This window comes from Pseudomonadota bacterium (assembly GCA_030860485.1).
Classification (GTDB): Bacteria; Pseudomonadota; Gammaproteobacteria; order JACCXJ01; family JACCXJ01; genus JACCXJ01.
The window spans coordinates 1-14090 of sequence record JALZID010000196.1; the positions used below are offsets into that span (position 1 = coordinate 1).

Below are 14090 nucleotides of genomic sequence, written 5' to 3' on the forward strand. Positions count from 1 at the left end.
TCAACGCTTCGCCGCAGCCGTCACCGACTACAACGCATGACTCGGGGCCAGTGTGGTTGGCTAAACCTTCACTGTCGGAGACTTTCACTCCTTCACACCTTGCCGGTTTCCCCGGCGCACCCTAACGACCCATCTCCTGCGCTTTTCGGATCGCGTCACACCCACGCGGCAAGGTCGGTCGCCCGCCATGGGCGTCGAGCCTCATCGCGAGACGACGGAGAAATGTGAGCGGGCACTGTCCTCTCCGTTCTCGGTCTCTATCCGATGCTCCACCGTGTAACGCCCCCGCGCCATGCCCGCAGGGAGGGTAAGCGCGGTCGACAGGGTACCGATCCCGGCCTTCGCGAAGACCGACGCGGCGCCTGGTTCCCCGAGGCTTCGGCCATCACGTTTGAGCACCCAGGTTGCCTCCACATAGGCGCCCCCCCGCCCGGGTGGGGGGACGAGGTGGAAGCGGGTATAAAACTCGATCGTGTTCCCGGGCCTCGCCAGCGTTTGTGTCGGGGTCGCTGCCAGGATCTCGACCGCCGCGGCCTGGCCGGCCGGCTCGGGCGAAACACCCACAGGTTGGTCGCGCGCCGGTGTAGGCCCAGGTGCTGGTGTAGGCACGGGTGTGGGGCTCGGAGCTTGCTCCCTGCGCATGCTCTCCAGCTCCGGCCGCAGCTTTTCGATCTCGCGTTCTTGTTCCGTGACGGAGGAGAGTCCGTTGATGCGGGCCGCAAGCGCGGCCTCCTCGGCCCGCTTCTGCTCGGCCTGCCGCTCTTGCTCCTGCCTTTGCCGCTCAAGCTCGGCACGCCGCTGCTCCTCTTGCGCGATTCGAGCCCTCACATCGGCCAGCTTCGCCTGCGGCAAGCTGTGTTGCTGAACCAGGGCACGTGCGTCTTGTGCCTGGGTCTTCGCCGCCGCGAGATCGCCATGGGTGAGGGCGTCCTCGGCGTCCTTGACCATGCCTTCGGCCGCGTCGTTCAGGACTTGTCGGGCCTCGGCGCTTTCCGGCGCAAGGCCCAAGACTTCCTGGGCTTGCGCCACGGCTTCACGCAAGCGGCCGGCATTGAGGGCCTCGCGCCCTTGCTCGATAAGAGCAGCGATGTGTTTTCTTTTTTGTTCTTCGGCCTCTTTTTGGCGAACGATCGCCGCTCGCCGCGCTTCCTCGGCCACGATGCGTTTTTCGAGCATCGCGACCTCTTCCTCGCCTGCCGCATACTTCACCGCGAGCCGCCGAGCTTCGGCCCAGTGCAGCTTTGCCTCGGGGAGCTCACCCTGTTTGACCGACGATTCACCGGTTTCCACCAGCCGAGCGACCACATCCGCCAACAACTTTCTGGCCTCGACTTGTTCCGGTGCAAGCTGCAACGCCTCTTCCGCATATTTCGTGGCCGTGTCGCCTCCGGGTCCGCTCATCTTGCCGGCCGCCAGAGCCTCCTCGCCCCGCTGCATTAGCCAGACAATTCGCAGCCGATCGAGTTGCGGCGAGAATGCCCCGTTCAGGATGGCGATCGTCAAGCCTGCGGCCAAAAGGATTGCGAAGCGAAAGACCCACCGCGCCACTCCTGCCCGGGACATGCCGGCGGCGCGCGGCGAATCCCTACCCCCCGCGCGATGCTCCGTCGGCGTTTCGTCGAGCGATGCGGGCGTCGTTGGCCGGGGATCTTCCCGTTGAGGAGCAATCCTCGCCGAGCGTCCGCCAGGCGGTTGTGGCGGGAGCTCTCTTTCCAGCGCCAATAGCGATCGAATGATGGCATCCGGCGTTGCTCCTCCTGGCTTTATAGGTTGTTGCACTTGCCTCCGCGGTGCATCGTAGGGCGGTGACCGCACAGGCGGTGGCTCGACAGGTGCCTCGACCAGTCGCCGTCCCAGCGGGGGCGGCGGCTTCCATGCCGGGAGAGGCTCAGGAACGATATCGATCTCTGTCGGGGCCGATGCGTCATCCGTTGCGCGGCGCCCGTGGCCGGTCAGCCCCGAAATCTCGCTCGGGGTGCGGGCGAGATTTCCCGAGATGCCTAGCCGTGGGCGGACCGGAGCGCTTTCACTCCGGACGGATTTGGTACGCACACTCCATGGTGAGGCTTCTCCAACGAACCCGCTGGCATCTTCGCGTAACGCTTGCTCAATCGCATCGATGAACTCGGCGGCAGTCTGGAAGCGGTCGTTCGGGGACTTCGCGAGGGCTTGCAGCACCGCATCGTCGACCGCCCGCGGTACCTCCGGGACGATCACGCGCAGGGGTGATGGATGCTCCTCGATCTGCGCCCGCATGAGCTCGAACTCGCCCTCCGCCGCAAACGGCATCCGCCCGCTCAGCATCTTGTATAAGACCATCCCGAGCGAATAGATATCGGAACGCGCGTCGGTATCGCGGCCGCGGATCTGCTCGGGCGACATGTATTTCAACGTGCCGACGAGGAGACCCACGCGCGTCAGGCGCGCCGATCCGAGCACGCGGGCGATCCCGAAATCCAGGACTTTCAGGATATCCCTGTCGTTCACCATCATGTTGGACGGCTTGACATCGCGATGGACGATGTCGAGGTTGTGGGCGTGCTCGATGGCATGCAGCGCATCCAGCAAAAGCTCTAGTGACCGCCGCCACGGGAGCCCATTCGGGTGGCGGTCAATGATCACGTCGAGGGTCTGGCCATGGGCGAATTCCATGACCATGAAATAGCGATCGCCGTGGTGAACGAAGTTATACAGCGTGGCGATATTGGGATGGTTGAGCTTGGCCAGCACCACCGCCTCTTTGCGGAAGCGTGCGACGATCTCCGCCTTACCTGCAAGCTCGGGACGCAGCACCTTGATCGCGACTTCGCGCTCGAGCATGACATCGATGGCCTTGAACACCTCGCCCATGCCGCCCTCGCCGATCTTGCCGAGGATCTTGTAGTTGCCAACGACTTCGTTGAGCATAGGCGGTTTTAGGGCAGCTGTTGGAAATCGACGTCCTGGGACGGCGCCCCGGCGGTCCCGGGCCGATCGCGGGGTGATGTGGCCGGCCCCTCTGCCGGAGCCACTATAATAATCTCGAAGAGCTTGGGCCACCACTTGCCGGTCACGAACAGGCGTTCCCGGCCGGGGTCGTAGGCGATGCCGTTCAGGACATCGACTGGGTGGCGTAGGTCGGCCGCGCTCAAGAGCCCGGTGAGGTCGATCCAGCCCAGGACCGCGCCGGTCTCGAGGGAGACGCGGGCCACCCGATCGCTCTGCCACACGTTGGCGTAGACCTCGCCGCGGACGTATTCCAGCTCGTTCAGGCGTGGCACCGCCCGGCCCTCGTCATGCACCGGGAGCCGCCCGATCTCGCGAAACGTCTCGGGGTCGAGGAAGCGTAGCACCGCGGTGCCGTCACTCAGGATGAGCCGCCGGCCGTCATGGGTCAGCCCCCAGCCCTCGCCGGCGTAGTGGAATGTCCCGCTCACCGCGAGGCTAGCGCGCTCGTAGATGAAGCCGCGCATGCCGGTCCAGGTGAGTTGTAGAAGACGCCCGCCCCAGTCGGTGAGCCCCTCCCCGAACTCGTCTGGCTTGAGCGCCCGCCGGCGGATGACCTTGCCGGTCTCCAGATCGACCTGTCGCAGCGAGGAAGCGCCCTCGAGCCCCGTGCTCTCGTAGAGATGACCGTCCACGTACACCAGCCCCTGGGTAAAGGCCGAGGGGTCGTGCGGGTATTCCCGCACCACCCGATATCCGTAGACCGGCGCGTCGGCCGGGGACAGCGGTGCCGCCGCGGCGAGGACGCCGTAGAGGGCACCCCGGATGAGCCGGTCCCTCAATTTGTCTATTCCTATTCCAGCGGTCCGGCGGTGGCGCGTCTGTGCTGTCAGCGTGCTATGTTCCGAGACTATACTTGATGGTGCCCGATCCGGAGCGTGGAGGCCCGCACATGGACGCCGATCCTGCGCAAGATACCCGCACAGATACTCGTTTCTCGCAGCGCATCATCGATGCGGCGATCGCGCTCGCCGAGCACGGCTCGTGGGAGACCGTGAGGTTGCATGCGGTGGCCGCACGCCTCGAGGTCTCGCTCGACGATATCCGGGGTGTCTTCCGGGAAAAGGAGGACATCGTGGAGGCGTACTTCGATCGCGCCGATGAGGCGATGCTGCGCGCGGCCGAGGCCCCCGGCTTTCTCGATCTGCCGACGCGCCTCCGGCTGCACCGGGTGATCATGGCCTGGCTCGAGGCGCTCGCCCCCCACCGGCGGGTGACTCGCCAGATGATCGGGGGCAAGCTCGAACCCGGCCACCTGCACATCCAGATCCCGGGGCTCTTGCGCATCAGCCGCACGGTGCAGTGGATGCGCGAGGCCGCGTACCGCGACGCCTCCTACCTCCGGCGGGCGCTCGAAGAGGTGGCGACGACCAGCATCTACCTCGCGACCTTCTGCTACTGGATGGGCGATGGATCCCCGGACTCGACCGACACCCGCCGGTTCCTGGGCCGATTGCTTGGGATCGCGGAAGGGGCCTCTCACGCCGTGTTCGGCCCGGGCGCCCACCCGCACCCCCCTGCCCGGGAACCGGGCCCCTAGGCTGCCCAAGGAAATATAGAGTAGGCACCGGGGCTCGATGCGCCACCCCGGCTCGACCGCCGGATCGGCCACCCTGTGGATCGATGGATACCCTGACGCACGCTTTGAGCGGTGCCCTCCTCGCCCGCGCCACCCTGGGTCGTGCGCCGCAAACGCCCACAGGGGAACGCGTGCGGGTGGCGTTCCTGGCCGCGGCCTTTCCGGACATCGACTATCTGGTGTCCTGGATCGACCCGCTCCTTTATTTGAATTCGCACCAGGGGCTGACCCATTCGCTCGTCCTCATGCCCGCCTGGGCCGCTCTCCTGACGAGCCTGGCGGCGCGCTGGTATGGGCGCCGGTGGCGCGACTTCTACGGGCCCGCGCTCTTGGGGGTCCTGGCGCACATCGCCGGGGACCTGATCACGGCCTACGGGACCGAGGTCTTCGCCCCGCTAACCTTCGAGCGCTATGCCTATCCCATCGCCTTCGTCCTCGACCCGTATTTCACGGCCGTCACCGCCGGGGGTCTGTGGCTCTCGGTGCACCGCGGCAGCCGATTGGCGGCCCTGATCGGACTCACGACCCTCCTGGCGTACGTGGGTCTCCTCGCCGCGCTGCGCGCCGAGGCCCTCGACATGGGCCTCGACGTCGCAAACGAGCGCGGACTCGGTGCACGAGACATCGCGGCCCTGCCCCAGCCCTTTACGCCGCTCAACTGGAAGTTGCTGATATCGGAGGGGTCGACCGTCCACGAGGCGCACCTGCGGCTTCGGCGGCGCTTCCCGCCCGCCCTCGGCACCCTCTGGTTCCCCAAGACCGCAGCCGCCTTCCGCCCCCGCGACGATGTGGGTCTCGTGGCCCACCCGCGCTTCGGAACCGATCCCCATTGGACGCCCCTCGCCCGTGAGGTGTGGCGGCAACCGGATTTCGCGGGCTTTCGCCGATTCGCCGGCTACCCGGTCCTGCACCGCATCGATACCGCCGGGGCACAGACGTGTCTGTGGTTCACGGACCTGCGCTTCGCGCTGCCGCACCTCGTTCCGGCCTTTCGCTTCGGGATGTGCAGGGGCTCGCCCGAGAGCGCCTGGCGTTTGTACCGTCTGCGCTTGTGGAGCGCCAATGAGCGTCAACGGTTGGGTTGAGCGCGGGGCTCTTGCTCACCGCCCGCACCGCTGCGGGCCGCATCGGTAGGCCCTCACCGGGAAAAGCTGCTCACGATATCTGGCTTGTAGGAGGCCATCAGGTCCACCACCTCTTTCTTGTCGGCCTCGGCCACGCCCTTCTCGTCGAGTGTCTTGCCAATGTCCTCCATCATGGCGTCGAAGTCCTCCGAGGTTACCTGCAGACTCTTGTGTACCTTCTTGATCTCGGCGCCGGTGTAGCTGCACGGTCCGCCGGTCTTCTCGCACAGGAACGCCACATTATTGGCCTTGAACCGTACCTGGTTCAGGTTGTTGAAATAGTGTTTGATGCGGCTGTCGGCACCGATGTTGACCAGGAGAGCATCGACCACCGCCTCGATCCCCTCCTGGCCGCCGAGTCGTTCGAACAAACTCTGGGAAGCAGCCGGAGCCTTCTGGGGAGCAGCCGGAGCCGGGACGCCCGCCGCGGGTGTCGGCGCCTTGTCCTCGCCGCACCCGACCACCGCCAGAAGCGTGATCAGCAGCGTGGCCGCTAGCGATTTCGTAGGTCTTGTCATTGTTAATCTCCTCGAGTGAGTAGCTGGTGTGAGCGGTCTCCCGCCCGAATGATACCGCGAATCGAAGGGCGGCAAGCGCATTCCGGGCCCCGCCAGGTAAAGCACCCACCCTGTGGTAAAGTCCGCCTGGTACAGTCCACGGCGCGTTCCATGATAACCCCATTTGACCGGCGTTTTCTCCCCGCTCTACCCGTGAAGATGCCACTCCTTTCGTGAACCTCCTGATCCTCGGCATTTGCGGCAGCTTCATGGGTGGGCTCGCCCTCATCGCCAGGGCGCTGGGACATGAGGTGCGGGGTTGCGATGCGGGTGTCTATCCGCCCATGAGCACGCTGCTCGAGCGCGAGGGGATCGAGGTTCTCGGCGGCTACCGCGAAACTTACCTCCGGCCGGCGCCCGATCTGGTTCTGGTCGGCAACGCCCTGTCGCGCGGCAACCCCTGCGTGGAATATGTCTTGGACCTCGGGATCCCCTATACCTCGGGACCCCAATGGCTCGCCGAGACGGTGCTTCGAGGGCGCTACGTGTTGGCCGTCTCGGGGACGCACGGCAAGACCACGACCGCGAGCCTCCTGGCGTTCCTCCTCGAGGCCGCGGGACAGGCGCCCGGGTTCCTCATCGGGGGCGTGCCCCGGGACTTCGGCGTCTCTGCGCGGCTCGGGAGCGGTACCGCGTTCGTCGTCGAGGCCGACGAGTACGACACCGCGTTCTTCGACAAGCGCTCGAAGTTCGTCCACTATCGCCCGCTTGGCCTCATCATCACCAACATCGAATTCGACCACGGCGATATCTTCCCGGACCTCGAAGCTATCAAACGCCAGTTCCATCACCTGGTACGCACCGTCCCGGGTCGCGGGATCATCGTCCGGCCCGCGCCCGATCCGGTCGTGGACGAGGTCCTGGCCATGGGGCTGTGGAGCCCGGTGACCACCTTTGAGGGCGAGGGGTCGGACTGGTGCTGCCGGGCGGTGTGCCCGGACCACAGCGCCTTCGAGGTGTTCTTCCAAGGCCAGGAACTCGGCACCGTGGCGTGGTCGCAGATCGGGGCCCACAATGCGCGCAATGCCCTCTGCGCACTCGCGATGGCACGGCACTTCGGCATCGCACCTCGCGCATCGATCACGGCGCTCAACCGTTTCCAGGGCGTCAAACGCCGGCTCGAGCGGCTCGCCGTGGCGCGCGGGGTCAGCGTGTACGACGACTTCGCCCACCACCCGACCGAGATCGCCGCGACCCTGTCCGCACTGCGGCGGCAGGGCGGCGAGGGGCGCATCATCGCGGTCTTCGAGCCACGCTCGAACACGATGCGGTTGGGTCTCTACGCCGGCGCGCTGGCCGGCGCCTTCCACGATGCCGACCTGATCTTCCTGTACTCCCCGCCCGATCTGCGCTGGGACCTTTTGGCGGAAACCGTTGCTCTAGGCACCCGCCGCCGCGTGTCCGAGGATATCGCCGAGATCGTAATGCACGTCGCCGAGCTGGCCCGCCCCGGCGACCGGGTGGTGGTGATAAGCAACGGGGGTTTCGGCGGGATCCAGGAGCGGCTCATCGCCGCCCTGGGCTAGCCCGTATCCGCCCGCTACGCACGGACCCATTGGGTCACGGGGCCCGTTTTCCACCCCTGGCACCTTGCCCTATAATGCGGCCGTGGCACGGGTAGCGGGGCTTCCCGAACGCATCGATCCGCCGCGCCTCGCGGAGCGGGAGGTTCGTTTGTGCGGTCGCTTGTCCCTGGCGCGCATGGAACGGCTCGCAGCCAGCCTTTACGATGGGGAGGGGACGGTCTTCATCGACATGCGCTTTCAGAGGGACGAGCAGGGTCGTGACATGGCTGTCGGCGACGTCACGGCGCGGCTCCCGGTGCGCTGCCAGCGCTGCCTGGAGGCCATGGAGATCGCGATCGCCACGGCCGTGCGCCTGGCCTTTACCAAAGCGGATACCGATGCGGAGGGCGAGACACCGCCGCCCGGCGGCTACGACGCCGTGCTACTCGTGGGCGATACGATATCGCTCTCGGATCTGGTCGAGGATGAGCTCATGCTCGCGCTCCCCATGGCACCGATGCATGAGAACTGTCCCGTCGGCGTGTGGCGCCGGTACCTTTGGGACCGTGCGCCGTCCGAGGCGCCACGCAAACCGTTCGCGGAATTGTCGCGTATTCGGAGGCCGGCCGGCTGAGCGGGCCGGGCCCGTCGTAGTGCGATTCGGACATTGGCGCCGGGGACACAATGCTTGGGACATTGGAACCTCTGAGGAACGAATCATGGCTGTACAGCAGAATCGAAAATCGTCGTCGCGACGGGACATGCGCAGGTCTCACGACCGGCTCAACGCGGCCGCGATCTCGATAGAATCGACCACGGGGGAGATCCACCGCCGTCACCACATCAGCCCGACGGGCTACTACCGCGGCCGTCAGGCGCTGGTCGTGAAGGTCAAGAGCGAAGAGGACGAGGGTTAACGCCGCAATCGAGCCGCGGGCATCGATGCTCCTCGCCCTCGACGCGATGGGTGGCGACCATGGGCCCGCCGCGGTGGTCCCGGCCGCCGTGGCGGCGCTCCGCCAGCACCCCGATCTGCACCTGATCCTGGTGGGCAGGGAAGAGGCGCTGGAGAAGGTGCTCGCATCCTACAATGGGGTGCGGAGAGATCGCCTCGCGATCCGCCACTCTAGCCAGGAGGTCGGCATGGACGAGGCGCCCTCCCAGGCCCTGCGCACCAAGAAGGACTCGTCCATGCGCGTCGCTATCGATCTGGTGAAGGCCGGGGCGGCCGATGCCTGCGTGAGCGCCGGTAACACCGGGGCGCTCGTGGCCACGGCGCGCTTCGTGCTGAAGATGCTGCCTGGCATCGAGCGCCCGGCGATCTGCTCGGCGATGCCCGCCGCGACGCGCGGCCACTCCCGTGTCCTCGACCTCGGCGCCAACGTCGATTCAACCCCCGAGCAACTCCTGCAGTTCGCGCTCATGGGGGTGGCCTTGACCAGCGCCGTCGACAACAAACCGGCGCCCAGCGTCGCACTCTTGAACGTCGGGGTCGAGGAGATCAAGGGCCACGACCAGGTCAAGGGCGCCGCGGCGCTGCTCGCCCAGAGCAACCTGAACTACGTCGGCTTCGTGGAGGGCGACGACATCTATGAAGGCGCGGTGGACGTCATCGTGTGCGACGGCTTCGTCGGCAACATCGCGCTCAAGGCCAGCGAGGGCGTGGCGCGCATGCTCATGCGCTTCGCCAGGGACGAGTTCCTGAGGACACCCCTGTCCCGCCTCGCCGCCTGGGTCTCGAAGCCGGTGCTGCGGGCCGTCATGGAGCGCCTCGATCCCAGGCAATACAACGGCGCCAGCCTCCTCGGTCTGCGCGGCATCGTCATCAAGAGCCACGGCGGCGCCGATGCCATCTCCTTCGCCAACGCCATCGAAGAGGCCATGCTGGAGGTCAAGAAGGGCGTGCCCGAGCGCATCAGCGGGGAGCTGCAGGTGATCTTCGACGAGAGGCGGGCGGTTTGAGGTATTCCCGCATCGCGGGCACGGGGGGCTATCTCCCGGAGCGCGTCTTGACCAACGCCGATCTGGCGCGCATGGTGGACACGAGCGAGGAATGGATCGTCGATCGCACCGGCGTACGCAAGCGCCATATCGCGGCCGAGGGAGAGACCACCTGCGATCTGGGCGAGCAGGCCTCGCGCCGGGCGCTCGAAGCCGCCGGGGTGGGTCCTCGTGACATCGACCTCGTCGTGGTCGGGACCGCGACGCCGGACATGATCTTCCCGAGCACCGCTTGTCTTCTGCAGGAACGCCTGGACATCCACGATGGGCCGGCCTTCGACATCCAGGCGGTGTGCACGGGTTTCATCTATGCCCTCGATATTGCCGACAAGTTCATCCGCACGGGGTCCGCAGACCGGGCCCTGGTGGTGGGCGCCGAGACCTTTTCCCGTATCGTCGACTGGACCGATCGGAGCACCTGCGTCTTGTTCGGCGATGGCGCCGGCGCGGTCGTCATCGAGGCGGCCGAGGGTCCCGGCATCGTGAGCACCCACCTGCACGCCGACGGCCGCTATCAAAATCTCCTCAACGTGCCGTCGGGCGGCCCAAGGCGGTGTGACCGGCCAGGGTCGGGCGCTCCCGTGCCGGGCTATATCAAGATGGCGGGCAGCGAGGTCTTCAAGGCCGCGGTCAAGGCCCTGGATCGCATCGTTGACGAGACGCTCGCGGCCAACCGGCTCGCCAAGACGGACATCGACTGGCTCGTGCCCCATCAGGCCAATACCCGCATCATCGCCGCGACCGCCAAGAAGCTCGATCTGCCCATGAGCCGCGTGGTTCTGACCGTCGAGGACCATGCCAACACCTCCGCCGCCTCGGTACCGCTGGCCCTCGATTGCGCCGTCCGCGACGGGCGGATCCGACGCGGCGAGCTCCTGCTTCTCGAGGCCTTCGGCGGGGGCTTCACCTGGGGCTCGGCCCTGGTGCGTTATTGATGCGGCGGGTTGGATGGTAGGCGGCTTCGTATTTCCGGGACAGGGGTCCCAGTCGGTCGGCATGTTGAAGGACCTGGCCGCGACCTACCCCGCCGTCCGCGACACTTTTGCGGAGGCCTCCGAGGCCCTGGGCTATGACCTCTGGGCGCTGGTCCAGAGCGGCCCGGCCGAGGCCCTGGATCGGACCGAGAAGACCCAGCCGGCCCTGCTCGCGGCGGGGGTGGCGGTGTGGCGCGTCTGGACCGCGAAGGGGGGGGCGCGGCCGGCCCGGGTCGCGGGCCACAGCCTCGGGGAATACACCGCGCTGGTGTGCGCCGGGGCCTTGCCGTTTCGCGAAGCCGTGACCCTCTGTGCCGATCGCGGGCGTTATATGCAGGAGGCCGTGCCACCCGGCGCCGGGAAGATGGCCGCCATCCTGGGCCTCGACGATGAAGCGGTCGCCCGTGCCTGCCGCGGTGCGGGGATCGGCGGCGAGATCGTGTCTTGCGCCAACTTCAACGCCCCGGCACAGATAGTGATCGCGGGGGACACGAGCGCGGTCGAGGCCGCCGTCCTGCGTGCCAGGGACCTTGGGGCGCGGCGGGCAGTGGTGCTGCCGGTGAGTGTGCCTTCCCATTGCGCCCTCATGAGGCCCGCGGCGCTCCGGCTGCAAGAGCGCCTGCAAACGGTTCGGATCGAGACGCCCGCCATACCGGTCGTTCACAACGCCGATGTGTGCAGCCATGGGGACCCCGAGGAGATCGCACGGGTACTGTCCGAGCAATTGTTCAAACCGGTGCGCTGGGTGGAGGTGATCCGGCGCCTGTGCCGGGAAGGGGTCGATGCGGTGGTCGAATGCGGCCCGGGCCGGGTCCTCGCGGGACTCTGCAAGCGCATTGACCCCGGTCTCAAGACCTTCGTCACCGACACCCCGGAGGACCTGGAGAACGCGCTCGGAGAGATGAGATGAACCACGAACCCGCCCAGACCGCGCTCGTCACCGGCGCGAGCCGCGGGATCGGCCAGGCCGTCGCGCTGGAGCTCTGCCGTCGCGGCTATGCCGTCGTCGGTACCGCGACCTCGCGGGTGGGGGTCGATGCGATCCGGGCGTCGTTTCAGGAGCATGGCCTGCACGCTCGGGCCTATGTGGTGGACATCGCGGAGCGTGCCGGCGTCGAGGCGCTGATGGTCGACTTGGCCCAGGCGGGGAGCCTGCCGGCGGTGCTCGTCAACAACGCCGGGGCCACCTTCGATAACCTGCTCCTGCGCATGAGCGAGGACGAATGGCAGCGCTGCATCGATGTCAACCTCGGCGGCGTCTACCGCCTGACCAAGGCCTGTCTGCGCGCCATGATGAAGGCGCGCTTCGGCCGGATCATCAACGTCGCTTCGGTGGTGGGGGCGACCGGCAACCCCGGCCAGTGCAACTACGCCGCCGCCAAGGCCGGTACGATCGGCTTCACCAGGGCCTTGGCCCGTGAGGTCGCCTCGCGCGGGATCACCGTCAACGCCGTGGCGCCGGGCTTCATCGATACCGACATGACCCGTGGGCTCACCGACGAGTGGCGCGCGGAATTGTTGCGCAACATCCCCCTGGGACGGCTGGGCACGGCGGCCGAAGTCGCCGCCGCGGTCGCCTTCCTGGCCTCGCGTGATGCCGCCTACATCACCGGCCACACCCTGCACCTGAACGGCGGGATGTACATGTCCTAGTGTTTAATATCAATGGCTTGCATGCGCATCGCCAGGGAGGGCACGCGAACCCGGCTGGCTTGCAAGTTGGCGCTTTTCCACTACACTAACCGGCGCCGCGCACACAGCGGCACTCGGATCCGGGAGGACCATTGGGCTATGAGCAACGTAGAAGAACGTGTCAAGAAGATCGTGGTCGAGCAGCTGGGGGTCAAAGAAGACGAGGTGACCAACGAAGCCTCGTTCGTGGAGGACCTCGGCGCCGATTCACTGGACACCGTAGAGCTCGTCATGGCACTGGAAGAAGAATTCAAGACCGAGATCCCCGACGAGGACGCCGAGAAGATCACGACCGTGCAACAGGCCATCGATTATGTGTCGGCGCATGTAGTAGCCTAGGTGTCGAGGAGTTCCCGGCACAAGGCCGCGTTCCTCGGCAAGTGACGCGGCCTTTGTATTTGAGTCGAGATTGAACGATGAATGCGGTCGAGAGGCGTCGCGTGGTGGTGACCGGGGTCGGGATGGTGTGCCCGGTGGGCAATACCGTACCGGAGGCGTGGGCCAATATCCTGGCCGGGAAGAGTGGGATCGGCCCCATCACCCTGTTCGACACATCGGCGTTCACGGTGCGGATCGGCGGCCAGATCCGGGGGTTCGACATCAGCGATTATCTGTCGCCGAAGGACGCGCGCAAGATGGACCCCTTCATGCGCTTCGGGATGGCGGCCGGCATCCAGGCCATCCAGGATGCCGGAATCGAGGTCACCGAGGCCGAGGCCGATCGCATGGGCGTCATCGTCGGTTCCGGGATCGGGGGGCTCTCGGGCATCGAAGAGATGCGCGTGGCCTATGAGGCGGGCGGCCCCAGGAAGATCTCACCCTTCTATATCCCGAGCAACATCATTAACATGACCTCGGGCAACCTGTCGATCAAATACGGGCTGCGCGGCCCCAATTTCGGTATCGTGAGCGCCTGCTCCACCGGAACCCATTGCATCGGCGAGGCGGCGCGCATGATCGAGCGCGGAGACGCGGACGTCATGATTGCGGGGGGTTCCGAGATGGCGACCACGCCCACGGGTCTCGGCGGTTTCGCCGCGGCACGCGCCCTCTCGACCCGCAACGACGACCCCGCGACCGCGAGCCGGCCGTGGGATCGGGACCGCGACGGCTTCGTGCTGGCGGACGGCGCGGGTATCGTGGTCCTGGAGGCCCTCGATCACGCGAAGCGGCGGGGGGCGGCGATCTATGCCGAGCTCGCGGGCTATGGGCTCAGTGCCGACGCCTACCACATGACCGCCCCCTCGCCCGGTGGGGAGGGCGCCGGGCGCTGCATGGTGCACGCGCTGCGTGACGCCGGTATCGAGCCCGAGGCGGTCGATTACATCAACGCCCACGGAACCTCCACCCCGGCCGGTGACCAGGCGGAGACCGAGGCCGTGAAGCGGGTCTTCGGCGATCATGCCTACCGTCTCGCCATGAGCTCCACCAAGTCCATGGTGGGGCATATGCTCGGCGCCGCGGGTGGGGTCGAGGTCATCTTCTCGATCCTCGCAATCCGCGACCAGGTGGCGCCGCCCACCATCAACCTCATGACCCCCGATCCCGAATGCGATCTCGACTATGTCCCGAACGAGGCCCGGCGGATGAGGATCGACACCGTGCTCTCGAACTCCTTCGGCTTCGGGGGTACGAACGCGACGCTCGCTTTTCGGAGGATCTGAGCACAGCGC

At 66.7% G+C, this 14090-nt stretch carries 14 protein-coding genes; 11 read left to right on the forward strand and 3 right to left on the reverse strand.

Annotation, left to right across the window (positions count from 1 at the left end):
* Nucleotides 1–201: 201 nt before the first annotated feature.
* On the reverse strand, nucleotides 202–2907 hold the full coding sequence (locus tag M3461_11060; protein ID MDQ3774852.1) for a protein kinase: 2706 nt from the start codon (nucleotides 2905–2907) through the stop codon (nucleotides 202–204).
* A gap of 8 nt (nucleotides 2908–2915) precedes the next feature.
* Nucleotides 2916–3767: a glutaminyl-peptide cyclotransferase gene (locus M3461_11065; protein ID MDQ3774853.1), complete on the reverse strand. Its 852-nt coding sequence runs from the start codon at nucleotides 3765–3767 to the stop codon at nucleotides 2916–2918.
* Between the two features lie 110 nt (nucleotides 3768–3877).
* Between M3461_11065 and M3461_11070 the strand changes: the two genes are divergently transcribed.
* Complete coding sequence (locus M3461_11070) at nucleotides 3878–4525, forward strand: TetR/AcrR family transcriptional regulator (protein MDQ3774854.1); 648 nt, start codon at nucleotides 3878–3880, stop codon at nucleotides 4523–4525.
* Nucleotides 4526–4608: 83 nt separating this feature from the next.
* On the forward strand, nucleotides 4609–5649 hold the full coding sequence (locus tag M3461_11075; GenBank protein ID MDQ3774855.1) for a metal-dependent hydrolase: 1041 nt from the start codon (nucleotides 4609–4611) through the stop codon (nucleotides 5647–5649).
* 53 nt (nucleotides 5650–5702) lie between these two features.
* On the opposite strand, the gene M3461_11080 is transcribed toward M3461_11075, so the two are convergent.
* Entirely contained in the window at nucleotides 5703–6206 is a 504-nt protein-coding gene (locus M3461_11080; protein ID MDQ3774856.1) for a group 1 truncated hemoglobin, read from the reverse strand.
* Nucleotides 6207–6418: 212 nt separating this feature from the next.
* Between M3461_11080 and mpl the strand changes: the two genes are divergently transcribed.
* The 9 genes from mpl (at nucleotide 6419) to fabF (ending at nucleotide 14081) form a co-directional block, all read left to right on the forward strand.
* Nucleotides 6419–7771 carry a UDP-N-acetylmuramate:L-alanyl-gamma-D-glutamyl-meso-diaminopimelate ligase gene (gene mpl, locus M3461_11085; GenBank protein MDQ3774857.1) on the forward strand — a complete coding sequence of 451 codons (1353 nt, stop codon included), beginning with the start codon at nucleotides 6419–6421 and terminating at the stop codon, nucleotides 7769–7771.
* A 64-nt stretch (nucleotides 7772–7835) separates the two neighbouring features.
* Nucleotides 7836–8384, forward strand: a complete 549-nt coding sequence (locus M3461_11090; protein ID MDQ3774858.1) for a YceD family protein — start codon at nucleotides 7836–7838, stop codon at nucleotides 8382–8384.
* Nucleotides 8385–8469: 85 nt separating this feature from the next.
* Nucleotides 8470–8667: a 50S ribosomal protein L32 gene (gene rpmF / locus M3461_11095; protein MDQ3774859.1), complete on the forward strand. Its 198-nt coding sequence runs from the start codon at nucleotides 8470–8472 to the stop codon at nucleotides 8665–8667.
* Between the two features lie 25 nt (nucleotides 8668–8692).
* Nucleotides 8693–9712 carry a phosphate acyltransferase PlsX gene (plsX, locus tag M3461_11100; GenBank protein MDQ3774860.1) on the forward strand — a complete coding sequence of 340 codons (1020 nt, stop codon included), beginning with the start codon at nucleotides 8693–8695 and terminating at the stop codon, nucleotides 9710–9712.
* The gene (locus tag M3461_11105; GenBank protein MDQ3774861.1) at nucleotides 9709–10686 is read left to right on the forward strand and encodes a ketoacyl-ACP synthase III; all 978 of its coding nucleotides are present in this window, start codon (nucleotides 9709–9711) and stop codon (nucleotides 10684–10686) included. The genes plsX and M3461_11105 overlap by 4 nt, the downstream gene beginning before the upstream one ends.
* Before the next feature lie 13 nt (nucleotides 10687–10699).
* Entirely contained in the window at nucleotides 10700–11635 is a 936-nt protein-coding gene (gene fabD / locus M3461_11110; GenBank protein ID MDQ3774862.1) for an ACP S-malonyltransferase, read from the forward strand.
* Nucleotides 11632–12378: a 3-oxoacyl-ACP reductase FabG gene (gene fabG, locus M3461_11115; GenBank protein ID MDQ3774863.1), complete on the forward strand. Its 747-nt coding sequence runs from the start codon at nucleotides 11632–11634 to the stop codon at nucleotides 12376–12378. Before fabD ends, fabG begins: the two co-directional genes overlap by 4 nt.
* A gap of 138 nt (nucleotides 12379–12516) precedes the next feature.
* Nucleotides 12517–12756 carry an acyl carrier protein gene (gene acpP, locus M3461_11120; protein ID MDQ3774864.1) on the forward strand — a complete coding sequence of 80 codons (240 nt, stop codon included), beginning with the start codon at nucleotides 12517–12519 and terminating at the stop codon, nucleotides 12754–12756.
* A gap of 77 nt (nucleotides 12757–12833) precedes the next feature.
* Entirely contained in the window at nucleotides 12834–14081 is a 1248-nt protein-coding gene (fabF, locus tag M3461_11125; GenBank protein MDQ3774865.1) for a beta-ketoacyl-ACP synthase II, read from the forward strand.
* Nucleotides 14082–14090 lie beyond the last annotated feature (9 nt).